This window comes from Pseudoduganella sp. R-43, assembly GCF_049913255.1.
Lineage (GTDB): Bacteria > Pseudomonadota > Gammaproteobacteria > Burkholderiales > Burkholderiaceae_D > Rugamonas.
In genome coordinates this window covers 6,568,395-6,589,691 of sequence record NZ_CP183988.1, presented here as the reverse complement: position 1 = coordinate 6,589,691, position 21,297 = coordinate 6,568,395, and the positions used below count along the sequence as shown (strand labels likewise).

General features: G+C 62.7%; 27 protein-coding genes. 13 read left to right on the top strand and 14 right to left on the bottom strand.

Annotated elements, in window-relative coordinates:
• Positions 1-72 precede the first annotated feature (72 nt).
• Together ACN9M3_RS30120 and ACN9M3_RS30115 are read right to left on the bottom strand one after the other, a co-directional pair.
• Positions 73-753, bottom strand: coding sequence for an energy transducer TonB (locus ACN9M3_RS30120; RefSeq protein WP_426319560.1), 681 nt, complete (start codon positions 751-753; stop codon positions 73-75).
• Positions 754-763: 10 nt separating this feature from the next.
• Entirely contained in the window at positions 764-973 is a 210-nt protein-coding gene (locus ACN9M3_RS30115; RefSeq protein ID WP_057261372.1) for a (2Fe-2S)-binding protein, read from the bottom strand.
• 157 nt (positions 974-1,130) lie between these two features.
• On the opposite strand from ACN9M3_RS30115, the gene ACN9M3_RS30110 reads away from it, so the two are divergent.
• From ACN9M3_RS30110 to ACN9M3_RS30100, 3 genes are read left to right on the top strand one after another with little or no spacing between them, the layout of a single operon-like run.
• Positions 1,131-1,403: a FeoA family protein gene (locus tag ACN9M3_RS30110; protein WP_057261371.1), complete on the top strand. Its 273-nt coding sequence runs from the start codon at positions 1,131-1,133 to the stop codon at positions 1,401-1,403.
• Between the two features lie 4 nt (positions 1,404-1,407).
• Positions 1,408-3,297: a ferrous iron transporter B gene (gene feoB / locus ACN9M3_RS30105; RefSeq protein ID WP_426165831.1), complete on the top strand. Its 1,890-nt coding sequence runs from the start codon at positions 1,408-1,410 to the stop codon at positions 3,295-3,297.
• Between the two features lie 3 nt (positions 3,298-3,300).
• Positions 3,301-3,576, top strand: a complete 276-nt coding sequence (locus tag ACN9M3_RS30100) for a DUF6587 family protein (RefSeq protein WP_426319559.1) — start codon at positions 3,301-3,303, stop codon at positions 3,574-3,576.
• Between the two features lie 43 nt (positions 3,577-3,619).
• Here ACN9M3_RS30100 and ACN9M3_RS30095 read toward each other — a convergent pair whose 3' ends face one another.
• Complete coding sequence (locus ACN9M3_RS30095) at positions 3,620-3,904, bottom strand: hypothetical protein (protein WP_426319558.1); 285 nt, start codon at positions 3,902-3,904, stop codon at positions 3,620-3,622.
• Between the two features lie 139 nt (positions 3,905-4,043).
• Here ACN9M3_RS30095 and ACN9M3_RS30090 point away from each other — a divergent pair, with 139 nt between their 5' ends.
• The 3 genes from ACN9M3_RS30090 (at position 4,044) to ACN9M3_RS30080 (ending at position 7,316) form a co-directional block, all read left to right on the top strand.
• Positions 4,044-4,379: a DUF2946 family protein gene (locus ACN9M3_RS30090; protein WP_426319557.1), complete on the top strand. Its 336-nt coding sequence runs from the start codon at positions 4,044-4,046 to the stop codon at positions 4,377-4,379.
• A 95-nt stretch (positions 4,380-4,474) separates the two neighbouring features.
• Positions 4,475-6,763: a TonB-dependent receptor gene (locus ACN9M3_RS30085; RefSeq protein ID WP_426319556.1), complete on the top strand. Its 2,289-nt coding sequence runs from the start codon at positions 4,475-4,477 to the stop codon at positions 6,761-6,763.
• Positions 6,753-7,316: a hypothetical protein gene (locus ACN9M3_RS30080; RefSeq protein ID WP_426319555.1), complete on the top strand. Its 564-nt coding sequence runs from the start codon at positions 6,753-6,755 to the stop codon at positions 7,314-7,316. The genes ACN9M3_RS30085 and ACN9M3_RS30080 overlap by 11 nt, the downstream gene beginning before the upstream one ends.
• Here the strand turns inward: ACN9M3_RS30080 and ACN9M3_RS30075 are convergent.
• On the bottom strand, positions 7,309-7,680 hold the full coding sequence (locus ACN9M3_RS30075) for a group III truncated hemoglobin (protein WP_426165819.1): 372 nt from the start codon (positions 7,678-7,680) through the stop codon (positions 7,309-7,311). The genes ACN9M3_RS30080 and ACN9M3_RS30075 overlap by 8 nt on opposite strands.
• Before the next feature lie 28 nt (positions 7,681-7,708).
• Here ACN9M3_RS30075 and ACN9M3_RS30070 point away from each other — a divergent pair, with 28 nt between their 5' ends.
• The gene (locus ACN9M3_RS30070; RefSeq protein WP_426319554.1) at positions 7,709-8,380 is read left to right on the top strand and encodes a glutathione S-transferase family protein; all 672 of its coding nucleotides are present in this window, start codon (positions 7,709-7,711) and stop codon (positions 8,378-8,380) included.
• A 188-nt stretch (positions 8,381-8,568) separates the two neighbouring features.
• The gene (locus ACN9M3_RS30065; protein ID WP_426319553.1) at positions 8,569-9,114 is read left to right on the top strand and encodes an NADAR family protein; all 546 of its coding nucleotides are present in this window, start codon (positions 8,569-8,571) and stop codon (positions 9,112-9,114) included.
• 34 nt (positions 9,115-9,148) lie between these two features.
• On the opposite strand, the gene ACN9M3_RS30060 is transcribed toward ACN9M3_RS30065, so the two are convergent.
• From ACN9M3_RS30060 to ACN9M3_RS30050, 3 genes are read right to left on the bottom strand one after another with little or no spacing between them, the layout of a single operon-like run.
• Positions 9,149-9,355 carry a PIN domain-containing protein gene (locus ACN9M3_RS30060; protein WP_426319552.1) on the bottom strand — a complete coding sequence of 69 codons (207 nt, stop codon included), beginning with the start codon at positions 9,353-9,355 and terminating at the stop codon, positions 9,149-9,151.
• The gene (locus tag ACN9M3_RS30055; protein ID WP_426319551.1) at positions 9,339-9,542 is read right to left on the bottom strand and encodes a PIN domain-containing protein; all 204 of its coding nucleotides are present in this window, start codon (positions 9,540-9,542) and stop codon (positions 9,339-9,341) included. The genes ACN9M3_RS30060 and ACN9M3_RS30055 overlap by 17 nt, the downstream gene beginning before the upstream one ends.
• Complete coding sequence (locus ACN9M3_RS30050) at positions 9,539-9,772, bottom strand: hypothetical protein (RefSeq protein ID WP_426319550.1); 234 nt, start codon at positions 9,770-9,772, stop codon at positions 9,539-9,541. The genes ACN9M3_RS30055 and ACN9M3_RS30050 overlap by 4 nt, the downstream gene beginning before the upstream one ends.
• A gap of 193 nt (positions 9,773-9,965) precedes the next feature.
• Between ACN9M3_RS30050 and ACN9M3_RS30045 the strand changes: the two genes are divergently transcribed.
• Positions 9,966-10,745 carry a 5'-3' exonuclease gene (locus ACN9M3_RS30045; protein ID WP_426165809.1) on the top strand — a complete coding sequence of 260 codons (780 nt, stop codon included), beginning with the start codon at positions 9,966-9,968 and terminating at the stop codon, positions 10,743-10,745.
• A gap of 8 nt (positions 10,746-10,753) precedes the next feature.
• On the top strand, positions 10,754-11,185 hold the full coding sequence (locus tag ACN9M3_RS30040) for a response regulator (RefSeq protein ID WP_426319549.1): 432 nt from the start codon (positions 10,754-10,756) through the stop codon (positions 11,183-11,185).
• Here the strand turns inward: ACN9M3_RS30040 and mnmA are convergent.
• The gene (gene mnmA, locus ACN9M3_RS30035; protein WP_426165805.1) at positions 11,171-12,280 is read right to left on the bottom strand and encodes a tRNA 2-thiouridine(34) synthase MnmA; all 1,110 of its coding nucleotides are present in this window, start codon (positions 12,278-12,280) and stop codon (positions 11,171-11,173) included. The two genes, ACN9M3_RS30040 and mnmA, sit on opposite strands and share 15 nt — an antisense overlap.
• Before the next feature lie 76 nt (positions 12,281-12,356).
• A complete protein-coding gene (locus ACN9M3_RS30030) occupies positions 12,357-12,839 on the bottom strand; it encodes an NUDIX hydrolase (RefSeq protein WP_426165803.1) in 483 nt (160 codons plus the stop codon).
• Positions 12,840-13,004: 165 nt separating this feature from the next.
• On the opposite strand from ACN9M3_RS30030, the gene ACN9M3_RS30025 reads away from it, so the two are divergent.
• The 3 genes from ACN9M3_RS30025 to ACN9M3_RS30015 are packed head-to-tail and all read left to right on the top strand — an operon-like array spanning position 13,005 to position 16,000.
• Positions 13,005-14,117 carry a Re/Si-specific NAD(P)(+) transhydrogenase subunit alpha gene (locus tag ACN9M3_RS30025; protein ID WP_426319548.1) on the top strand — a complete coding sequence of 371 codons (1,113 nt, stop codon included), beginning with the start codon at positions 13,005-13,007 and terminating at the stop codon, positions 14,115-14,117.
• 9 nt (positions 14,118-14,126) lie between these two features.
• A complete protein-coding gene (locus ACN9M3_RS30020; RefSeq protein ID WP_426319547.1) occupies positions 14,127-14,471 on the top strand; it encodes an NAD(P) transhydrogenase subunit alpha in 345 nt (114 codons plus the stop codon).
• Positions 14,468-16,000, top strand: a complete 1,533-nt coding sequence (locus tag ACN9M3_RS30015; protein ID WP_426319546.1) for an NAD(P)(+) transhydrogenase (Re/Si-specific) subunit beta — start codon at positions 14,468-14,470, stop codon at positions 15,998-16,000. Before ACN9M3_RS30020 ends, ACN9M3_RS30015 begins: the two co-directional genes overlap by 4 nt.
• 136 nt (positions 16,001-16,136) lie before the next feature.
• On the opposite strand, the gene ACN9M3_RS30010 is transcribed toward ACN9M3_RS30015, so the two are convergent.
• From ACN9M3_RS30010 to ACN9M3_RS29990, 5 genes are read right to left on the bottom strand one after another with little or no spacing between them, the layout of a single operon-like run.
• Positions 16,137-16,997 carry a TIGR02285 family protein gene (locus tag ACN9M3_RS30010; protein WP_426319545.1) on the bottom strand — a complete coding sequence of 287 codons (861 nt, stop codon included), beginning with the start codon at positions 16,995-16,997 and terminating at the stop codon, positions 16,137-16,139.
• Between the two features lie 10 nt (positions 16,998-17,007).
• The gene (locus ACN9M3_RS30005) at positions 17,008-18,144 is read right to left on the bottom strand and encodes a UbiH/UbiF/VisC/COQ6 family ubiquinone biosynthesis hydroxylase (RefSeq protein ID WP_426319544.1); all 1,137 of its coding nucleotides are present in this window, start codon (positions 18,142-18,144) and stop codon (positions 17,008-17,010) included.
• Complete coding sequence (gene pepP / locus ACN9M3_RS30000) at positions 18,141-19,457, bottom strand: Xaa-Pro aminopeptidase (protein WP_426319543.1); 1,317 nt, start codon at positions 19,455-19,457, stop codon at positions 18,141-18,143. Before pepP ends, ACN9M3_RS30005 begins: the two co-directional genes overlap by 4 nt.
• Positions 19,454-20,149 carry an N-acetylmuramate alpha-1-phosphate uridylyltransferase MurU gene (murU, locus tag ACN9M3_RS29995; RefSeq protein ID WP_426319542.1) on the bottom strand — a complete coding sequence of 232 codons (696 nt, stop codon included), beginning with the start codon at positions 20,147-20,149 and terminating at the stop codon, positions 19,454-19,456. Before murU ends, pepP begins: the two co-directional genes overlap by 4 nt.
• A gap of 10 nt (positions 20,150-20,159) precedes the next feature.
• Positions 20,160-21,212: an aminoglycoside phosphotransferase family protein gene (locus ACN9M3_RS29990; protein ID WP_426319541.1), complete on the bottom strand. Its 1,053-nt coding sequence runs from the start codon at positions 21,210-21,212 to the stop codon at positions 20,160-20,162.
• Positions 21,213-21,297 lie beyond the last annotated feature (85 nt).

Below are 21,297 nucleotides of genomic sequence, written 5' to 3'. Positions count from 1 at the left end.
GACTTCGAGAGAAGCCGCGGCGTTTGCACATAGGTGTCAGACCCTGCGGGTCTGACATCGGTTTACCGGTTTTCAGGACATCTGGAAATTGATCGGCACAACCACATACACCGGCTGCGCCTTGCCATCTTCCACATAAGGCTTGAACAGCGCACGCATGACAGCAGCGCGGCCAGCCTCGTCCAGGTTGTTGAAGCCGGACGATTTCTGTACCGAGGCCTGCTCGGCATAACCCTTCTCATTGACCAGCACGCGCAAGGTCACCACGCCCTGTTCGCCCATGCGGCGCGACACCGACGGGTACACCGGCTGCGGCGCACGGATATACTCAACAGCGGAGATCACACGCGGGCCAGCCGGTGCGGCAGGTGCCGCCGGCGCCGCAGCAACCGGCGCCACCACGACCGGCGTTGCCGGTGCAGGCTCGGTCACTCGCGCCTGCGAAGGCGGCGGGGTGATGGTATTTTCAATCACGATCGGCAGCATCGGCAGCGGCGGTGGGGTGATCGAAGGCGCTTTCTGCGCGATTTCTACGGTCTTGGGCTGCGAAGCTGGCGGGGGAGGTGGCGGCGGCGCCACAAACGTGACATTCACCACTTCCGGGATACGGTCCACCAGGCGATGCATGGTGCCGTTAATAAAGGCATAACCGAGGACTGCATGCAAGGCGACGACCGCTGCGATCTTGGTCAGCTTGGCGCCGCCAACGCCGGCGCCGAAATCGCCGCCGGCCGGGAAAGTCATCGATTGCATGAAGCGCTCCTTACACGGTCAGTGATGGGCGCTTGAGCACAGTCTCCTGTATTCCGCTGCCCAGATGTTCGTCCAGCACTTCCACCGCATAGCTGAGGCAGTTGCCGCAGCAGGTGGCCACGCCGAGCGCTTCGCGCAACTCGTCCATGGAGCTGATACCCATATCTATGGCTTGACGGATTTCTCGATCAGAGATGTTGTTGCAGACACAAACGATCATTTCAGAGATTACCTTCTGGCTAAGATTGCGATTCCGTTATTGAGAATCATTATCATTACGGTTCCCATTCTACCCGAACAGGGCTACAATGCAAGCGAAATTGAAAACCATTCTCATTTATAATGGCGAGGTTGTATTTCGCCCTGGAAAGTTCACCATGACCCTTGCTCCTACCCTGATCAAGCTTGATTCCCTGCCGGTGGGGCAGAGCGGAACGGTGATCCATATCGCTCCGGGCAATCCTGAAGATACCGAGGACGGCGCTGACCTGGCGCGCCGCCTGATGGAGCTGGGCTTCGTGCCCGGTGAGCGCATCCGCATGCTCAAGCGTGGCCTGCCAGGCGGCGAACCCCTCGCCATCAAAGTCGGCAATGCCACGTTTGCCCTGCGCCGCTTCGAGGCCGCGCTGATCTCGATCCAACCGGAATAAATCAATGGGTGCAGTAGAAAAGGCCGCGCAAGCCATCGCGCAGCAGCCAATGGTCGCCCTGCTGGGCAACCCGAATTGCGGCAAGACCGCGCTGTTCAACCGTTTGACCGGCGCGCGCCAGAAGGTCGCCAACTATGCCGGCGTGACCATCGAGCGCAAGGAAGGCCAGTTCACTTCCAGTGCCGGCAACCAGTACCGCCTGCTCGACCTGCCGGGCGCCTACAGCCTGTCGGCCCATACTCCTGATGAAATGATCACGCGCGACGTGGTGGCCGGCCTGCGCGAAGGCGAGCGTTCGCCCGACGTCGTGGTGTGCGTGGTCGATGCCACGAACCTGCGCCTGAACCTGCGCCTGGTCCTCGAAATCAAGCGCCTCGGCCTGCCGATGGTGCTGTGCCTGAACATGGTCGACGTCGCGAAGAAACGCGGCATCGTGGTCGATGCGGGCAAGCTGTCGCAGGAACTGGGCATGCCGGTGGTGGAAACCGTGGCCGTGAAGAGCGGCGGCGAGAAAGCCCTGGTCGATGCACTGGACGGCCTGTGGCCGTTCTATGAAAGCGTCGCCAACCCGCTGTCCGCCATCGATGCCGTGAGCGTTGAGGAAACCCAGCGCGAAGTGCGCCGCATCCTGTCGGTCGCCGTCAAGGATGCCGACGACCGCGGCAACCGCTCCGAAAAGATCGACCACTTCGTGCTGCACCCGTTCATGGGGCCGATCATCCTGGCGGTCCTGATGTTCTGCGTATTCCAGGCCGTGTTCAGCTGGGCTGAAGTTCCGATGGACATGATCAGCGGCGGCGTCGAGCACCTCGGCGTGCTGGTCAAAGCGCATATGGCCGACGGCGTGCTGCGCTCCCTGCTGGTGGACGGTGTGCTGGGCGGCGTTGGCGCCGTGCTGGTCTTCCTGCCGCAGATCCTGATCCTGTTCTTCTTCATCCTGGTGCTGGAAGACTGCGGCTACCTGCCGCGCGCCGCCTTCCTGCTGGACCGCCTGATGGGTGGCGTCGGTCTCTCCGGCCGCGCCTTCATCCCGCTGCTGTCGTCGTTTGCCTGCGCCATTCCCGGCATCATGGCAGCGCGTACCATCCAGAACCCGCGCGACCGCATCGTGACCATCATGATTGCGCCACTGATGACCTGCTCGGCGCGCCTGCCGGTGTATGCACTGGTGATCGCCGCTTTCATCCCGGACCGCGAAGTGTGGGGCATGTTCAACCTGCAAGGCCTGGTGCTGTTCTGCCTCTACTTTGCCGGCATCATCTCCGCCATGGCAGTGGCCTGGGTCATGAAGCGCTCCATGAAAGCCAAGCGCAACCAGCCGCTCATGCTGGAGCTGCCGGCCTACCACTGGCCGCACATGCGCAACCTGGCCATCGGCCTGTACGAGCGCGCCAAGATCTTCCTGATGCGCGTCGGTACCACCATCCTGACCTTGATGGTGCTGTTGTGGGCCTTGTCCAGCTTCCCGGGCGCACCGGAAGGCGCGACCCATCCGCCGATCTACTACAGCGTGGCCGGCATGCTGGGCCGCGCACTGGAATTCATCTTCGCGCCGATCGGCTTCAACTGGCAGATCTGCATTGCGCTGGTGCCGGGCATGGCGGCGCGTGAAGTGGCGGTCGGCGCGCTGGGCACCGTTTATGCGCTGTCGCAGACTGGCGACGAGCTGGCCAATTCCCTGGCGCCGGTGATCCAGGCCAGCTGGGGCCTGCCGACCGCACTGGCGCTGTTGGCCTGGTACGTCTTTGCGCCGCAATGCCTGTCCACGCTGACCGTGGTGCGCCGCGAAACCAATTCGATGAAGTATCCGCTGATGATGGCGGGTTACATGTTCGTGCTGGCGTACACCGCCACATTCATCACTTACCGCGTCGCCCTGGCGCTGGGAGGCTGAACCATGTGGCAGGAAATCGTCGTCGGCATCATCGTGGCAGCTGCCGCGCTGCACGCGGCGCGGAAATACCTGCCGTCCGCCTGGCGCCAGCAGATCGTCCATGCCCTGTCGCGCCGTGGCTTGCCGCAGGAAAAGCTGGCGCGCTTCTTCAATACCGAATCGAGCTGCGGCAGCGGCTGCGGCTCCTGCGGCGGTTGTGGCGATTCGCCCGCGTCTTCAGCCCCTCCTGCCGACGGCGGGCCGGTGCATCGCGTGATCAAGTTGCACGTCCAGCGCTGAATAACTATCTGTCCTGCGATCCGTTCCGGGGCGCAGGGCCGGCTTAATCCTCGTCGAAAGTGTGCAGCGCGGCAGAGACCAGCAAGCCCGCAATGCCCAGCAAGCCGAATGCGTAAGTGAGCATGGGTTTGGCGTGGCGCAATTCCAGCGCAACTGAACCGAGGACGAGGCTGATGCCAATGAGCGCCAGCACGGCGCTGATGGCGGCGGAGCGCTTGAGTGCCGGCCGGCAGCCATGAGCGGCATACCATTGGGCGATGAGCCAGTTGGGCAGGCATGACAGGCCGACGAACAGAGCTACCAACTCGAGAGCTACTAGATGATCCATAGCATGTTGTCAGGACTGAAAGATTTACGATAGCAGTTCCCTCGCGCTGCGGGCAAGTGAAAACTTGATCTAGGGCATATCGCCGCCTCAAACGTGTACCTACAATGCGACTTATTGAGGTTGCATTGTGGGAGCCATCGTGGGCTGGAGCAGGAGACAGATTGCCGGGATTGTCAGGATCGCGCTGTTTGCGATGCTGATGGCCGTCTCCGCGCCAACGCTGTCCACTTTTCTGGCGGCGGCCTGCGGCGATAACAGCGTCGCGCATTGCCACGCCCAGCCAAAAGCCCACCACGTCGTCCAGAAATGCGGGTACTGCATGGTGCAGGCCGACCTGCCCGCCGTACCGCCGCCTGCCGGCCCTGCCTTGGCGCTGGTGGCGGCATCACGCATTGAACCGGCGTTGCCGGCTGCGGCCGCGTTGCCGCAGCAAGTCTCCCTTGCGCCGCCGCCGCGCGCCCCGCCTTCCGCTTGAATCTTTGCAGCAGTACTCCCCGGCTTTGCATTGCACGCGCCCATTGGCGGCGCGGTCGCAAGGCCTTCGCTCGCAAGAACAAGAAAGGAAGCATCATGAACACCCGCCTCATTCCCCTGGCCGCCGCGCTACTGGCCGTCTTTTCGGCCCCGGCATTTGCCGATCATGAAGGGGAATCGCCGCTCAAGCTGGTTGGCACTGTCGTCATTGCCGGCAGCCATCCGACTTCGCTGCCGACCCAGATCCCGACCACCATCGAAGGCGTCACCCGTGCGCAGATCGAAGAGCAGGTCAACGCCAGCGATGCGGAAGACGCGCTGAAATACCTGCCAAGCCTGCTGGTGCGCAAGCGCTATATCGGCGACTACAACCATGCCGTGCTGTCCACCCGCGCTTCCGGCACCGGCAACAGCGCGCGCTCGGCGGTGTATGCGGATGGCGTGCTGCTGTCGAACTACCTGGGCAACGGCGCCACCTTCGCGCCGCGCTGGGGCATGGTGGCGCCGGAAGAAATCGAACGTGTCGACGTACTGTATGGCCCGTTCTCGGCGGCCTATGGCGGCAACTCGGTCGGCGCCGTGGTGGATTACGTGACGCGCATGCCGAAGCAGTTCGAAGCCCATGCGCGCGTCGCCTATGTGCGCCAGCCGTTTGAGCTGTACAACACGAACATGACTTCGACTGCACGCCAGTCCAGCATGTCGCTTGGCGACCGCCACGGCGCCTGGTCCTGGTTTGTCAGCGTGAACCGCACCGACAGCGATGGCCAGCCGCAGACCTACACCACGCGTGCGATCGCGAGCGGCACGGCGGGTGGCAAGGGCGTTCCAGTCACCGGCGCCGTGGTGGACAAGGACCGTGGCAACCGCGATATCTACATCCTCGGCACCGCGACCCAGTACAGCACGGTGCAGGATCACGCCAAGTTCAAAGTGGCATACGATTTTTCGCCGACCGTGCGCGCCAGCTACTCCCTGGGCTGGTGGCAGAACGACTCGAGCGGCTCGCCCGATACTTACCTGCGGGATACGACAGGCAAGCCGGTGTTCAGCGGGCCGGTCTCGATCAACGGCCGCAGCTTCACGCTGGCTGCTTCCGACTTCAATTCGACGAAGGAAGAGTTGCGCCACCTGATGCATGGATTGACGGTGAAGAGCAATACCAAAGGCGTGTTCGACTGGGAAGTGGCGGCCAGCCTGTATGACTACAACCGCGACATCCTGCGCGCACCGACCATGGCGCGCCCGGCTGCCGCAAGCGGCGGCGCCGGCCGCATCGTCGACCAGGGCGGCACCGGTTGGAATACCTTGTCTCTGAAAGGCGTGTATCGCCCGGACGGCATGCGCGGCAGCCACATCTTCGATTTTGGCTTCCAGCGCGCCGCCTACAAGCTGTCGACAATCGAGCGCGCCACCAGCGACTGGTTGAACGGCGAGCCGGGCGCGCGCAATCAGGCTTTCTCCGGCCGCACCAGCATCGACAGCCTGTACTTGCAGGACACCTGGAAGTTGTCGCCAGACTGGAAGACCGTGCTCGGTGCGCGCTTCGAGCATTGGGAGGGCCGTAATGGAGAAACCGCCAACGCGACCACCGTGGTGCGCCACGCCAAACGCAGCGACAACTTTGTCTCGCCCAAGGCGGCGTTGGCCTTCCAGGCCAACGAGGACTGGACGTTGAAAGCTTCCACCGGACGCGCGATCCGCATGCCGACCGTGTCCGAGCTGTACCAGGGCGGCATCAACAACACTGGCACCCTGATCAACAACGATCCGGACCTGAAGGCTGAGCGCTCCTGGACTACGGAGCTGAGCGCCGAGCGCCTGGTCGGCAATTCCGCCTTGCGCATCACGGCCTTCTTCGAGCGCAACCGCGACGCGCTGTATTCGCAAACCAATGTGCTGGTGACGCCGAACGTGACCAATGTGCAGAACGTCGACCTGATCCGCACCCATGGCCTGGAGACTGCCTGGTCCAACGAAAACGTGCTGGTCGAAGGACTCGACATGCAGGCCAGCCTGACCTGGACCGATTCGAAGATCAAGCGCAACGAGAAGTTCCCGGCCAGCGTCGGCAAATGGCAGCCGCGCATTCCCGAATGGCGTGCCAGTGCAGTGGCAACCTACCGCGTGAACGACAAGCTGAGCGCCACGCTGGCAGCCCGCTACAGCGGCAAGCAATACTCGACGCTGGACAACACCGACATCAACGGCTTTGCCTACCAGGGCGCCAGCAAATACTTCACGGTCGACGCGCGCCTGCGCTACCGCATCGACAAGCACTGGAGCGCCGCCTTCGGCATCGACAACGCCAACAACTACAAGTACTGGAACTTCCACCCTTACCCACAACGCTCTTACTCTGCGGAGGTGAAATTTGATTGGTAATGCGCTCGAGCTGGGCCAGTTTGAACTGTGGTGCCAGCCCCAGGTTGCCGCGCGTGACGGCAGCATCGGCAGCGTGCTGGCGGCCGTCCATTGGCGCCGCCCCGGCAGCGGCGTCCTGCACTACTGCGATTTTGCCGGCGAGTTGTCGGCTTCGGGACTGGAACGGGTCTTCCTGCTGCACATGGTGTGCGATGCGCTGGCTGCGTTAAGGATGTGGGAGGCGGAAGGCTTCAAGCTGGACATGGTGTTGTGCCTGCCGCCGCTGGCATTCAGCAAGGATACGCCGGACGCCATCGCGCTTGCGGCCGATATCCAGGGGCTGATGCTGCAGGCAGGCATTGCGCAACACCGGCTCGAACTGCGCGATGAAGGTCATGCAGGCTGCTGTGAGGTGTCCAACCTGCTGGACTGGCTGCAAGTGCGGGAAGAAGGGTGCACGCAGGCTTCCGGCGACTTCATTGCGGCGCCGCAGCCGATGCAGGTATTGCCGGCTGCACTGCGCCGCTGGCAAGCCAGTTACTCGGTGATGAGCGCCGCCGACGCCTTCAGCTGAAATGCACCTGGCCGAAGAAGCCGTATTGCAGGCTTTGCGCAATACGGCTGGCGACGATGCGGAATTCTTCCGCCACGGCTGGCTCGAACAGGCGGTCCACCGTCGACTGGAACAGCGCAAGCCAGCGCTGGAAGTGCTGCGGCTGTACGCCCGGCAGCGCCATGTGCTTGCCGTAGACATTGCCCTGGAAGCTCTTGGTGCCCAGCATGGTAGTGCTCCAGAACTCCACCATGCGCGCCAGGTGCGGCTCCCAGTCGTCGATGGCAGCATTGAACACAGGGCCCAGTTCCGGATCGGCGCGCACGCCGTCGTAGAACTCGTGGACCAGTGTCGCGATGGATTCCTGGGTCAGTGGTAAAGTCATGGCTCCATTTTAACCTTGCGGAGCGCCCATGATCATCGTTCACCACCTCAATAACTCTCGTTCCCAGCGCGTGTTGTGGTTGCTGGAAGAGCTGGGGCTGGCCTATGAGATCAAGCATTACCAGCGTGACCCGAAGACCATGCTGGCACCGCCGGAGCTGACCAGGGTGCACCCGCTGGGCAAGTCGCCCGTCATCGAACATGAAGGCAATATCGTCGCGGAGTCGGGCGCCATTCTCGAGTACCTGGTGGAGAAGCACGGCAATGACCGGCTGGTGCCGCCGGCCGGCACGCCGGACAAGCTGCGCTGGCGCTACTTCATGCATTACGCCGAAGGCTCGCTGATGTCGCCGCTGCTGATGAAGCTCGTGTTCGACAAGGTTGAATCCTCGCCGGCGCCATTCTTCGTCAAGCCGATCAAGCGCGCCATCGCGCAGAAGGTGATGTCGAGCTTCGTGCAGCCCAATATCGACCGCCACCTGGCCTTCCTGGAGTCCGAACTCGCCAACCGCGACTGGTTCGCTGGCAACGAGTTCAGCGCTGCCGATATCCAGATGAGCTTCCCCCTTGAAGCGGCCGCCTCGCGCGCCGGCCTTGGCGCCAACTACCCGCGCCTGCAAGCCTTCCTGCAGCGCATCCACGCCCGCCCGGCCTACCAGCGTGCCCTGGAGCGCGGCGGCCCGTACGAACTGTTGCGCTAAGGCTTAGTGTAAAAATAGTCTAACTTAGTTGTGAAATTGCACTAAGTGGCTTATGATGTTCCTGCTTGATCAAAAAAAAACCAATAACAATAAAGGGATGCGGTCGAGCACGTGGTCTTTGCGGTGCTTGACCGGAAGGGGGCAGCGGTTGCCGCCTTTGAAGCGGAGTTCACTGGAGAAGAAATTAAATGAGGAATGTCGTCGAGCTGTGCGAGCATGTTCGCAATCATGGGCAACCCAGGATGGTTCTGTTCTGGGGGCATCAACCATCACAGAATGGTTCGATCACGAAGACTTGCTTCAGCCAATGGTTCGAAGCGGAGTTTGTTATCGATGGCACACGGTACCCGACAGCCGAACATTTCATGATGGCGGAAAAGGCCCGCTTGTTCAGTGACGCAGTTGCGCTGGATCGTATCCTGCAGGCTCGCAACCCGGCAGTCGCCAAAGCCGCCGGCCGCGAAGTACAAGGGTTCGATGAAGAAATCTGGGCCGCGAACCGTTGGGATATCGTGGTCCAGGCCAACTATGCAAAGTTCGCGCAGAACGCCCCGTTGCGCGGCTTCCTGCTCGCCACTGGCGAACAAGTCCTGGTGGAAGCAAGTCCCGTTGATTTCGTCTGGGGTACAGGCTTTGCTGCAGATTCGCCGTATGCAGAGAACCCATCCGAATGGACGGGAATGAATCTGCTCGGGTTTGCCTTGATGGAAGTGCGATCGCGTCTCAGCGAGTGAAACGGCTGGTGAAACTGATTAAAGGGGAGCGTTCTTACCAGATTGTGGCGATGTTCGGATAACCTTGCATTTCTCGATCTGCCGTCACGATGGAGGCATCGTATCGTAGGGCAGTTGCAATGATGATGCGATCGGCAGGGTCACGCGGAGAATAGTTGGGTAAATGAACTGCGTCAATGGCGATCGCGCTGTCAACGGGATAAAGCGAAAAACTGGCAAGCGTGCTACGCCAGCAATCCATTGGTGATTCCGCAATGCAGCGCTAAACGTCCTTTCCAAAGCAAGAGTGCAACTTCCCAGCTAGTGATAGTAGAAACCAGCACTCTGCTTTGCGCCTGTCCAAGTTCAATTGCCGTCGCGGCGTGGTTCGAAAGACGCGAATCTCTCTCATACCACCAGATTAGCGTGTGCGTATCGAGCAATATCATTTGCTCGTCTCTGGCTCAGCTTCCCAGGCGGGCGATAACACGTCTCCGTAACTCATTGTCATTTCACGCAATCGATCAATTGCGGTCGGATCGGAAACTGGGAACGGGGTGACCTGCGCAATCAATTCCCCCTGATCTGAAATCAGGAAATTTTCCTCCTTCGCCCGAGCCTGTTCCAACCATTTGATCGGGTCACGTGCGAACTCTTCCATTGAAACAGTTGGCTCCATCTCAGCCTCCATTCGCAATCTTGATTCATCATCTTAATCCTGATGCAGGTGGAGGCAATTTGAGGGAACGCAGAACAGGGTCAGAGCTGTGTTGCGCCATTGTCGATCAGTCTGCTTGAAGGGATCTGTAGCTGTGCTGACTTTGCACGCGGCGATACGGAACAGCAAGTAGCTGTGCGGTAAAATGCCGGCTATGACAGGAAGATTGCTGGCCATTGACGGTTTGAATATTGTGCGGCGTGTGTATGAGGCAAGTCCGGAGCCGGACTCGGACCTCAAAGCCGAGATCGCCATGCGCCATGCGTTCAACGCTTTCCAGCGCCTGGTCAACGGCCACGAACCGACCCATATCCTTCCAGCCTTCGATTACGGCGGTCCCACCTGGCGCCATAGCCTGTACAAGGGCTACCGAGAAGGCCGCCAGCCGATGCCGGAAGTACTGCGCGAGGCGCTGCCCGAGTTCTATATGCAGCTGACCAGGATCGGCATGTGCCCGATCGCCATCCCCGAAGTGGAGGCCGACGACGTGATCGGCACCGTGGTCACGCGCTGGCTCAGCGAGAACCGCGGCGAGGCGGTGGTGGCCACCACCGATAAGGACCTGCATTGCCTGATCGCCGAAGGCGCCCGCATCTGGGACCATTTCAAATCCGAATGGCACGACCGCACCTGGGTCGAGCAGAAGTGGGGCGTCACGCCCGGCATGCTGCCCGACCTGCTGGCGCTGATGGGCGACGAGACCGACTCCATCCCCGGCGTCTCCAATGTGGGCGTGAAGACCGCCGCCAAACTGTTGCGAACTTACGGCACTCTGGACGCAATCATGGCCGGCGCAGGCATCCTGAAGGACAAAGTCGGCGAAAGCCTACGAAAAGAGCGCGAGATGTTGTATCTTTCTCGTCAATTGGTACAACTGAAAACGGACGTCCGGATCGGCGTGAGCTGGAATATGCTGGCCTGGGACCACCGTTAAACCTCCTGATGTTAAAAGCGGTTCTTATCGACAGCAGTGCCATTGCCCGCGGCCTGCTCAACACGGTGCTGATCGACGGCGGCTACGACGTGGTCGGCCAGGCGCACACCTGCGTGGCGGGCAATGTGCTGCTGATCAAGCACCAGCCCCAGATCATCTGCATCTCGCGCGACTGCATCGAGGCCGACGAGCCGTCCATGCTGGCCATGCGCAAGGATTGGCCGAAAGCCATGATCTTCATGGTGTCGTCGGAATTCGACCAGGCGACGATCCAGAAGGCCCATGCAATGGGCATCAACGGCTATATCGTGAAGCCGTTCAATGGCGGTACGGTATTGAAGACCATCCGCAACACCATCATCGCAACGGTGAAGCGGCAGCAGAAGGCGCAGGCCGACGCGCAGGGCGCCGACCCGGCCGGGGGATCAGACGAAGTTTGAGCCGTCGATGATGCCGCCGCCCAGGCAGACGTCGCCGTCGTACAGCACGGCCGACTGGCCCGGGGTGACTGCCCACTGGGCATCCATGAATTTCAGCGCGAATTCGCTGTCGCCGTTGGCGGCAACGTCGCACGGCACGTCGGCCTGGCGGTAGCGGGTCTTGGCGCTGATGCGGCCTGCCTCCGGCGCCACGCCGGCAACCCAGCTTGCCTGGCCGGCATGCAGCGCTTCCGACAGCAGCCACGGGTGGTCATGGCCCTGCACTACCCACAGCGTATTGTTTTCAACGTCCTTGCGCGCCACATACCAGGCGTCGGAGGAACCGTCCGCGTTCTGGTAAGTCTTCACGCCGCCGATGCCGATGCCCTTGCGCTGGCCCAGGGTGTAGAAGGACAGGCCGACGTGCTCGCCCACCACCTTGCCGTCCGGCGTCTTGATCGGACCAGCCTTGTAGGACAGGTAGCGGTTCAGGAATTCGCGGAACGGACGCTCGCCGATGAAGCAGATGCCGGTGGAATCCTTCTTGGCTGCGTTCGGCAGCTGCAGCTTCTCTGCGATCTTGCGCACTTCGGTTTTCGGGATTTCGCCCAGCGGGAACAGGGTCTTCGACAACTGCGCCTGGTTCAGGCGGTGCAGGAAGTAGCTCTGGTCCTTGGTGTGGTCGACGGCTTTCAGCAGTTCATGGCGGCCGGTGGCGGTGTTGTGGCGCACGCGCGCATAGTGGCCGGTGGCGATCAGGTCCGCGCCCAGGTGCATGGCGTGGTCGAGGAAGGCCTTGAACTTGATCTCCGCATTGCACAAAACGTCCGGGTTCGGGGTGCGGCCGGCCTGGTATTCGCGCAGGAACTCGGCAAACACGCGGTCTTTGTATTCTGCGGCAAAGTTGACGGCTTCGATGTCCACGCCCACCACATCGGCCACGCTGGCCGCGTCGATCCAGTCCTGGCGCGAGGAACAGTATTCGGAATCGTCGTCGTCTTCCCAGTTCTTCATGAACAGGCCGACAACTTCATAGCCTTGTTCTTTCAGTAACCAAGCGGAAACGGAGGAATCAACGCCACCGGACATGCCGATGACTACTTTTTTCTTGCTCATGATGCGGTCCAATTGAGCCATGGGAGCGGCGCGCCCCAGGCAGGGTGTTGCAAATTATCCAAACTAGAAGAAACCTTCAGACTTCTTCGAATACCGACACGTGGGTGTGCAGGATCTCCAGCGGAGCGCGCTTGCCCGCCAGGTATTCGTCCACGCAAGTCAGCAGCAGGGGGCTGCGGTGGCGTTCGCGGCAGGCCGCGATTTCATCGCGCGTCATCCAATGCGTGCGCAGGATGCCCTCATCGAGTGGGCGATCCGGATAGTAGGCGCCAACCTCGCCGCAGAAGGCAAAGCGCAGGAAAGTCACCAGCTGGCCGGTACGCGCCGAGCGGTAGCGCGACATATACATGCCTACCAGGGCGGTCGGGGTGAAATCGTAAGCGGTTTCTTCCAGCGTTTCGCGGATGACAGCCTGTTCCAGCGACTCCAGGGGATCGAGGTGGCCGGCGGGCTGGTTCAGGCGAATGCCGTCACTGGTTTCTTCCTCGATCAGGAGAAACTTCCCGTCGCGCTCGATGACGGCGGCGACTGTGACATTCGGTTTCCAGGTGCGCGGCATGTTAGTCCATCCTCAGAAGACCCGACATTGTAGCCTGATCTTGCCTCTTCGTTGTGACCACGGCGTGAAATGCTTGTGCATTGCAACAATTCGGCATAGGTAATGTTGGCCGTAGAACATTTCATGTTAGATTTTAGTCAGTTTTTCCCACTATTTGGAGGCATTATGAAGATTGGCGTACCGGCCGAGTCAAGGCCGGGGGAGACCAGGGTGGCGGCAACGCCCGAGACGGTCAAGAAACTAGCAGTCAAGCACCAGGTGATCGTGCAGGCGGGAGCCGGCATTCCAGCCTCGGTGACGGATGAAGCATATGCCGCTGCCGGCGCCACCATTGGCACCGCGGCAGAGGCACTGGGTGCGGAAATGGTACTGAAGGTACGCGCCCCGAACGCCGAGGAGCGCAGCCTGATGAAACCGGGCGCCGTGCTGGTCGGCATGCTGAATCCTTTTGACGGGGAAAACATTGCGGCCATGGCGGCTTCCGGCCTGTCCGCGTTTGCATTGGAAGCTGTGCCGCGTATCACGCGCGCGCAGTCGATGGACGTGCTGTCCTCCCAGGCCAATATCGCGGGCTACAAGGCCGTGATGGTTGGCGCGAATACCTACCAGCGTTTCATGCCCATGCTGATGACCGCAGCGGGTACCGTGAAAGCTGCCCGTGTGCTGATCATGGGCGTCGGCGTGGCCGGCCTGCAAGCGATTGCGACCGCCAAGCGCCTGGGCGCCGTGATCGAGGCGTCCGACGTGCGTCCGCCAGTGAAAGAACAGGTGGAGTCGCTCGGCGCAAAATTCATCGACGTGCCTTACCTGACCGACGAAGAGCGCGAGATCGCGCAGGGCGTAGGCGGCTATGCGCGCCCGATGCCGCCTGAATGGATGAAACGCCAGGCGGAGCTGGTGCATGAACGCGCCAAGCAGGCTGACATCGTCATTACCACGGCACTGATTCCGGGCCGCCCGGCGCCGGTGCTGATCTCCGAAGAAACCGTGAAGGCCATGAAGCCCGGCTCCGTCATCGTCGACCTGGCGGTGGAGCAGGGCGGCAATTGCCCCTTGTCCGAACTGGGCAAGACGGTGGTCAAGCATGGCGTGTACATCGTGGGTGAGCCGAACCTGGCCTGCCACGTGGCGGCGGACGCCTCCGCCCTGTATGCGCGCAATGTGCTGGACTTCCTCAAGCTGGTCTTCGATAAAGAGGACAAGCTGGTCATCGACCGCGAGGATGAAATCATCAAAGCAACGCTGGTCTGCCATGGCGGCGAGCAGTTGCGGAAATAGGAGAGACGAATGGAAGTCAGTCACACCATCATCAACCTGATCATCTTCGTGCTGGCCGTGTACGTGGGCTATCACGTGGTCTGGAACGTCACGCCGGCGCTGCATACGCCGCTGATGGCGGTAACGAATGCAGTATCGGCCATCATCATCGTGGGCGCCATGCTGGCGGCTGCGCTGACCGAGGGCCTGGTTGGGCAAATCATGGGCACCATCGCCGTGGCGCTGGCCGCGGTCAATGTGTTCGGCGGATTCCTGGTCACCCAGCGCATGCTGGAGATGTTCAAGAAGAAGGAGAAGAAAGCGGTGCCTGCGGCCGGTGCTGCAGCGGCGGCCGAGAAGGAGGCCAAGGCATGAGCTTCATCACCATGAACCTTGTCACGATGATGTACCTGATCGCGTCTGTCTGCTTCATCCAGGCGCTGAAAGGGTTGTCGTCGCCGGCGTCGGCACGCAAGGGCAATGCCTTCGGCATGGCCGGCATGGCGATTGCCGCCGTGACCACCATCGCGCTGATCCTGCGCCTCAAGCACGACGCTGCTGCGGCAGCGGAAAGCGCGGAGGCGGTTGCGGCCCTGGCGCGCTCGATGGGTCTGGACGTGCATGCCCGTAGCGGGTCGGGCAGCCTGGGCCTCGGCCTGGTGGCGCTGGGCGTGCTAGTCGGGGGCGGCATTGGCGCGGTCCTGGCCAAGCGCGTCGAAATGACCAAGATGCCCGAGCTAGTGGCGGCAATGCACTCGCTGATCGGCATGGCGGCGGTCTGCATCGCCATTGCTGCCGTGGCCGAGCCGCATGCCTTCGGCATCGCAGCACGCGGCCAGGCACTGCCGGTCGGTAACCGCATCGAGCTGTTCATCGGCACCTTTGTCGGGGCGATTACCTTCAGCGGCTCGGTGATCGCTTTCGGCAAGCTGGCCGGCAAGTACAAGTTCCGCCTGTTCCAGGGCGCACCTGTCGTATTCAGCGGCCAGCACATGCTGAACCTGGTGCTGGCGCTGGTGATGATTGGCCTGGGCCTGGTATTCGTGTTCAGCGGCGGCAGCGAGCCGGCCTGGGGCCCATTCCTGGTCATGACGGCGATTGCTTTCGTGCTGGGCGTGCTGATCATCATCCCGATCGGCGGCGCCGACATGCCGGTGGTGGTGTCGATGCTGAACTCCTACTCGGGCTGGGCGGCGGCAGGCATTGGCTTCTCGCTCAACAACTCGATGCTGATCATCGCCGGTTCGCTGGTGGGTTCCTCTGGCGCGATCCTGTCCTACATCATGTGCAAGGCCATGAATCGTTCGTTCTTCAACGTGATCCTGGGCGGCTTCGGCGGCGACACCTCCGCTGCGGCGGCAGGCGGCGCGCAAGCGCAGCGCAATGTGAAGTCGGGTTCGTCGGATGACGCCGTGTTCCTGATGCAGAACGCCGAAACCGTGATCATCGTTCCTGGATATGGCCTGGCGGTGGCACGCGCCCAGCACGCGCTGAAGGAACTGGTCGAAAAACTTGGCCACCACGGCGTGACGGTGAAGTATGCGATCCACCCGGTCGCCGGCCGCATGCCGGGCCATATGAACGTGCTGCTGGCGGAAGCCGAAGTGCCTTATGACCAGGTATTCGAGATGGAAGACATCAACAGCGAGTTCGCGCAGGCAGACGTGGTACTGGTGCTGGGCGCGAACGACGTGGTGAACCCGGCGGCGAAAGACCCCAAGTCCCCGATTGCCGGCATGCCCATTCTCGAGGCCTACAAGGCCAAGACCATCATCGTTAACAAGCGCTCGATGGCGTCCGGCTATGCAGGCCTGGACAACGAGCTGTTCTACATGGACAAGACCATGATGGTATTTGGCGACGCCAAGAAAGTGCTGGAAGACATGGTGAAGGCCGTCGAATAAGGCCTGCACTCACAGCCGAGTCCGTGTCACACCCTGGGGTCACACCCCTAGTGTGACACGGGCCCAAGTGTTACCAAGGATGAGCTCGTGGCACAGTTGGGGTGTGACCCCAAGGTGTGACACGGGCTCTTCTGTTTTAGTGGGTGGGTTTGGCGCGCTGGCGCTGGAATTCGCTGATCTGGGCGGCGTAGCGTTGCTGGGAGGCCGGGGTGTGCCAGCTGTTCTGCGCTTTGATCATGGCGGCGGCGCCTTCGGGGGTGCCGACGATCTGGTCGATGCGTTTCGCTGCCGCCATGCCCCAGGCGTTGCGCGGGCAGGCGATGCCGCCCAGCATGGGTTTGTTGTTTTGCGCGATCGGTACCGTTTTCAGCGCGCCGATCTCAGGCTCGGCTTTGCTGGCGTATTGCAGCGCGTAGTCGTAGTCGAGGGTGTAGTCGGCGCGGCCGTGCACCACCAGCTTCAGCACATTGCGGCCGTAATCGCCGACCGAGGTGGTCTCCAGCCTTGAATTGGCGGGGCGCCCGGCCAGCAATTCGTCCACTGCTGCGCCGTAGCTGCGGCGTTCCACCACGATGCCGCGCAAGACGGGATCGGACAATAATTTCTGCAGGTCGGCTTCGCCATGGGCGTTCAGCGGCAGGCGCGGCAGGGTGCTGGCCTGCGCCACCAGCTGCAGCGGCGGCACCAGGTTGGTGTTGACGAAGTAGGCCAGCTTGTCCCTTTCGGCATTGCGCAAGGCGGCCACCACGCAGGCTTGCTCGCCGCGCTCGATCATCAGCCAGGTGCGTTTGGGATTGGCGTAGATGAAGCGGTGCTCGGCTTCGGGCCAGCGGGCGCTGATGTATAGCGCGATCTGGTCGGCGATGCCGGTGGTGGGCTTGCCGTCCACCGGCATCGAGGCAGGCGGCACGTCGGGCATCAGCCAGGACATCCTGTCGCGTGCCTGCACGCCTGGCACCAGCAGGGCGGCGAGCAGCGCGAAGGCAGGGCGGCGCATGGTGTTTCCCTTAGCGGCGGCCGTACATCATCAATTCGGCCAGCACGGCGCGCGCTGGGGCTGCGAGGTCGATGGCGGCCAGGCCGAGGCCGAGCAGGGGCTGCAGCAGCGATTCGTTGGCGAAGACGCGGGCCATCGTGTCAGTCAGGCGCACAGTCAGTTTGCGGTCGCGGCGGCGCTGGGCGGCGTATTCTTCCAATGCCTGTGGGGTGGCGCCGCGTGCCAGTGCGCGTGCCAGTTCGGTGGCGTCGCGCAGGCCGAGGTTGAGGCCCTGGCCGGCTACCGGGTGCAGGGTCTGCGCGGCATTGCCGATGGCGACGCTGCGCGCGCTGCCGGTGACGCCTGCGTTCAGGCCGAGCGGGAAGGCCAGGCGGCGCGTGGCGTGCGTGAACTTGCCCAGGCGCTCGCCGAAGGTCTCTCCCAGCTTGGCAAGGAAGGCGCCATCGTCCAGTGCGAGGATGGCTTGCGCGCTGGCGGGGCGCGCGCACCAGACCAGCGAGTAGCCGTCGTCCTGGGGCAGCAGGGCTAGCGGGCCTTCGCTGGTAAAGCGTTCGTAAGCGCGGTGCGCCAGCGGGGCGCTGGTGTTGACCTGGGCGATGATGGCGGTCTGCCGGTAGTCGCGCGTTTCGGCCTTGTCGGCCTGCTCGCCGAACAATCCGCCCTCGGCTTGCACTACCACGGCGGCGCGCAGCACGCGCGGGCTTTGGCCTTCGCTTTCAAGGTGCAGCGTGGCGCTGTCGGCGGCTTCGTCGCTGCCGCTGACGCGCACCGGGCGCAAGGCGGCGATGCCGAGGCGCTGGCAGACGTTGCCCAGTGCTTCGACGATGGCGCCATAGCGCGTGACGTAGCCCAGCGCGGGCAGCCTGTGTTCGTCGCGCGTGATCATGCTGCGGCCGAACTGGCCGCGCCGCGAAACGTGAATCTCGTGAATCGCGGTGGCGTGGATCGGCCAGGCGCCGACCTGCTCGAGGATCTGGCGGCTGCCGTAGGACAGGGCCAGGGTGCGCGGGTCCTGCATGGCTTGTTCGAGCGGCTTGGCGTCCACCAGCACGATGCGGGCGGCGTCGACGCCGCGTTTTACCAGCATTGCTGCCAGGGCCATGCCGGCCGGGCCGGCGCCGCAAATGGCGATATCGTAATCAGTCATTTCATCAAAGCTTCAATCTCGGCCACTGTCTTGGGCGCGCCGCCCGTCAACAGCTGGAAGCCGCCATCGGTGACGATCACGTCGTCTTCGATGCGGATGCCGATGTTCCAGTACTTTTCCGGCACGTCTTCGGCCGGGCGCACGTAGATGCCAGGTTCCACCGTCATCGCCATGCCGGCTTGCAGCAGGCGCGAAGGCTTGTCTTCGCGACTTACGTCGCGGTACAGGCCGACGTCATGCACGTCCATGCCGATCCAGTGGCCGGTGCCGTGCATGTAGAACTGCGTGTATTTTTTCTCGGCCAGCACTTCGTCCAGCGTGCCTTGCAGCAGGCCGCAGTCCAGCATGCCCTGCGCCAGCACTTGCACGGCGGCGTCGTGGGCGTCGTGGTATTTGCGGCCGGGCCTAATGGCGGCGAAGGCGGCTTGTTGCGCGGCCAGCACCAGCTCGTACAGCTCGCGCTGGGCGGGGCTAAAGCGGCCGTTGACCGGAAAGGTGCGGGTAATGTCGGAGGCGTAGCCATCGAGTTCGCAGCCGGCGTCGATCAGCACCAGGTCGCCGTCCTGGGTGCGGCGGTTGTTGGCGTTGTAGTGCAGGACGCAGGCGTTGGGACCGGAGGCCACGATCGGCGTGTAAGCGGGGAACTGGGCGCCATGGCGGCGGAACTCGTGCAGCAGTTCGGCTTCCAGTTCGTATTCGAAGGCGCCAGCGCCATGGGCGCCGGCAAAGCGCATGGCTCGGGCGTGGGCGCCTGCCGAGATCTCGCCGGCGCGCAGCATGATGGCACGCTCGTGTTCGTCCTTGAACAGCCGCATTTCATCGACCAGGGAAGGCAGGTCGCGCAGCGCGGGCGGCGCGGTGGTGCCGCTGCGCGACAGCCTGCGCACGCCGTCGAACCAGCGTCGCTGCTGCTCTTCGCCGCCGCGTGCCAGCGAGGCGTACAGGGCGCTGGCGTTGGACAGGTGTCGCACCATGTGCTCGTCCAGCGCGCCGACCGGGTGGGCGGCGTCGAAGCCGAACGCCTCGCGTGCGGCCTCGGGGCCGTAGCGGTAGCCGTCCCAGATTTCGGATTCGAGGTGCTTTTCGCGGCAGAACAATATCGATTGCGCGGCGGCGTTGCCGCGCGGCGCCACCAGCACCAGCACAGCTTCCGGCTCGGTGAAGCCGGTCAGGTAGTAGAAGGAGCTGTCGTGGCGGTAGGGGTATTCGGTGTCGGCATTGCGCGTCGCTTCGGGCGCGGTGCCGATGACCGCCACGCTGCCCGCTTCCATCTGGGCCAGCAGGCGCGCGCGGCGGTCGGAGTAGGGTTTCATGCGTTCAGTTCTTCCAGTTGGCGCACGGTGCCGACGTTGACCCATTCATCCTGGTAGATCTCGCCGCCGATGCGGCCCTGGTCGGCGTATTCGAACAGCAGCTTGCCCAGGCCGGCCTTCTGGCCCGGCGTGATACCGGCGAACATCTCGGGACGGTACACGCCGATATTGGCGAAGTTCCACTTCGGCGAGCCCTGGCCGGAAACGGTGTACAGGTTCAGGGCGAAGTCGCCTTCCGGGTTGTGCCACGGGTTGGGCGTCAGCCAGATCCAGGCGATGTCGCGCACGTGGGCGGGGTACGGGTCGCCGCGGTGGTCCTTGTCCTTCAGCACGTCCAGCGCTTCGGAAAAATCGAAGTGCGGGCAGTAGATATCGCCCGACAGCACCAGGAAGGGGGCTTCGCCCAGCAGGTGCAGGGCATTGGCGATGCCGCCTGCCGTTTCCAGCGCTTCCGCTTCCGGCGAGTACTGGATCTGGGCGCCGAACTGCGAGCCGTCGCCCAGCGCCTGCTCGATCATGTGGCCGAGGTGGGCATGGTTGATGACGATCTCCGTGATCCCGGCGCGCACCAGGTTCAGGATGTGCCAGATGATCAGCGGCCGGCCGCGCACTTTCAGCAGCGGCTTGGGGCAGGTGTCGGTCAGGGGCCGCATGCGTTCGCCGCGGCCGGCGGCGAGGATCATGGCTTTCATGCGTCGCCCCTCAGAAGGTGTAGCCGACTTGCGGCGCGGTGCCTTCCAGCGAGTCGAGCAGCTTGATCAGCGGCTTCAGCTCGCGGTAGCGGTTGGCGGTCTTGCGCACGTATTCCATCACGGTCGGCAGGTCGCCCAGGTAGTGCGGCTTGCCGTCGCGGTAGTTCAGGCGGCAGAAGATGCCGAGGATCTTCAGGTGGCGCTGCAAGGCCATGTATTCGAAGTCCTTGTAGAACTCGTCAAAGTCCTTCTTCAGCGGCAGGCCGGCGCTGCGCGCGTGCTGCCAGTAGCGGATCAGCCAGTCCAGCACCAGTTCCTCGTCCCACGATACGTAAGCGTCGCGCAGCAGCGAGGCGGCATCGTAGGTGACCGGGCCCCATACCGCGTCCTGGAAGTCGAGGATGCCGGGGTTGCCCTCGTCCATCCACATCAGGTTACGCGAATGGTAGTCGCGGTGCATATAGACCTGGGGCTGGGCCAGGCAGTTGGCCAGGATCGCCTCGAACACCTTGTCCAGTTCCTGCTGCTGCTTCTCGCTCAGGGTGGCAGCCAGGTGCTTGCCGATATACCACTCGGGGAAGATATTCAGCTCGCGCAGCATGAAGGCGCGGTCGAATTCCGGCAGCACGCCGGGCTGGCTCGCCTGCTGGATCTTGACCAGCGACGACAGCGCTTCGGCATACAGGGTGGCGGCCGAATCGTGGTTCAGCGCCTGCAGGTAGGTGGTGGTGCCCAGGTCGGACAGCAGCAGGAAGCCCTGCGCGACGTTTTCGGCGGCGATTTTCGGCACCGACACGCCCGCAGCTTCCAGCAATCCCTGGACCTTCACGTAAGCCGGCACGTTTTCGCGCTGCGGCGGGGCGTCCATGGCGACCAGGGTGGCGCCGTGCGCGGCGCGGTGCGCCGGCAGCACGTCAACGCGGAAATAGCGGCGGAAGCTGGCATCCTCGGAGGCAGGGCGCGCCGAAGCGGCGTCCACCAGGCCGGTGCCTTGCAGCCATTCGGTAAGCTCGGCAAGGCGTGGATCGGCGGCTGGGGATGGTGAATTAGACAATAAAGACATTAAAGCAGCCTGCGAAATCCAGTGAGTGGTAAAGATTCCCATATAATAAGGGATTCACATTAAAAAATCGCCTTTATGGTGTTTC

Bases quoted from the DNA above. Each gene is read 5' to 3' on its own strand.
- ACN9M3_RS30120 (WP_426319560.1), bottom strand. From the start codon at position 753: ATGCAATCGATGACTTTCCCGGCCGGCGGCGATTTCGGCGCCGGCGTT.
- ACN9M3_RS30115 (WP_057261372.1), bottom strand. From the start codon at position 973: ATGATCGTTTGTGTCTGCAACAACATCTCTGATCGAGAAATCCGTCAA.
- ACN9M3_RS30110 (WP_057261371.1), top strand. From the start codon at position 1,131: ATGACCCTTGCTCCTACCCTGATCAAGCTTGATTCCCTGCCGGTGGGG.
- feoB (WP_426165831.1), top strand. From the start codon at position 1,408: ATGGGTGCAGTAGAAAAGGCCGCGCAAGCCATCGCGCAGCAGCCAATG.
- ACN9M3_RS30100 (WP_426319559.1), top strand. From the start codon at position 3,301: ATGTGGCAGGAAATCGTCGTCGGCATCATCGTGGCAGCTGCCGCGCTG.
- ACN9M3_RS30095 (WP_426319558.1), bottom strand. From the start codon at position 3,904: ATGGATCATCTAGTAGCTCTCGAGTTGGTAGCTCTGTTCGTCGGCCTG.
- ACN9M3_RS30085 (WP_426319556.1), top strand. From the start codon at position 4,475: ATGAACACCCGCCTCATTCCCCTGGCCGCCGCGCTACTGGCCGTCTTT.
- ACN9M3_RS30075 (WP_426165819.1), bottom strand. From the start codon at position 7,680: ATGACTTTACCACTGACCCAGGAATCCATCGCGACACTGGTCCACGAG.
- ACN9M3_RS30070 (WP_426319554.1), top strand. From the start codon at position 7,709: ATGATCATCGTTCACCACCTCAATAACTCTCGTTCCCAGCGCGTGTTG.
- ACN9M3_RS30065 (WP_426319553.1), top strand. From the start codon at position 8,569: ATGAGGAATGTCGTCGAGCTGTGCGAGCATGTTCGCAATCATGGGCAA.
- ACN9M3_RS30060 (WP_426319552.1), bottom strand. From the start codon at position 9,355: ATGGATTGCTGGCGTAGCACGCTTGCCAGTTTTTCGCTTTATCCCGTT.
- ACN9M3_RS30055 (WP_426319551.1), bottom strand. From the start codon at position 9,542: ATGATATTGCTCGATACGCACACGCTAATCTGGTGGTATGAGAGAGAT.
- ACN9M3_RS30050 (WP_426319550.1), bottom strand. From the start codon at position 9,772: ATGGAGCCAACTGTTTCAATGGAAGAGTTCGCACGTGACCCGATCAAA.
- ACN9M3_RS30045 (WP_426165809.1), top strand. From the start codon at position 9,966: ATGACAGGAAGATTGCTGGCCATTGACGGTTTGAATATTGTGCGGCGT.
- ACN9M3_RS30040 (WP_426319549.1), top strand. From the start codon at position 10,754: ATGTTAAAAGCGGTTCTTATCGACAGCAGTGCCATTGCCCGCGGCCTG.
- mnmA (WP_426165805.1), bottom strand. From the start codon at position 12,280: ATGAGCAAGAAAAAAGTAGTCATCGGCATGTCCGGTGGCGTTGATTCC.
- ACN9M3_RS30030 (WP_426165803.1), bottom strand. From the start codon at position 12,839: ATGCCGCGCACCTGGAAACCGAATGTCACAGTCGCCGCCGTCATCGAG.
- ACN9M3_RS30025 (WP_426319548.1), top strand. From the start codon at position 13,005: ATGAAGATTGGCGTACCGGCCGAGTCAAGGCCGGGGGAGACCAGGGTG.
- ACN9M3_RS30020 (WP_426319547.1), top strand. From the start codon at position 14,127: ATGGAAGTCAGTCACACCATCATCAACCTGATCATCTTCGTGCTGGCC.
- ACN9M3_RS30015 (WP_426319546.1), top strand. From the start codon at position 14,468: ATGAGCTTCATCACCATGAACCTTGTCACGATGATGTACCTGATCGCG.
- ACN9M3_RS30010 (WP_426319545.1), bottom strand. From the start codon at position 16,997: ATGCGCCGCCCTGCCTTCGCGCTGCTCGCCGCCCTGCTGGTGCCAGGC.
- ACN9M3_RS30005 (WP_426319544.1), bottom strand. From the start codon at position 18,144: ATGACTGATTACGATATCGCCATTTGCGGCGCCGGCCCGGCCGGCATG.
- pepP (WP_426319543.1), bottom strand. From the start codon at position 19,457: ATGAAACCCTACTCCGACCGCCGCGCGCGCCTGCTGGCCCAGATGGAA.
- murU (WP_426319542.1), bottom strand. From the start codon at position 20,149: ATGAAAGCCATGATCCTCGCCGCCGGCCGCGGCGAACGCATGCGGCCC.
- ACN9M3_RS29990 (WP_426319541.1), bottom strand. From the start codon at position 21,212: ATGTCTTTATTGTCTAATTCACCATCCCCAGCCGCCGATCCACGCCTT.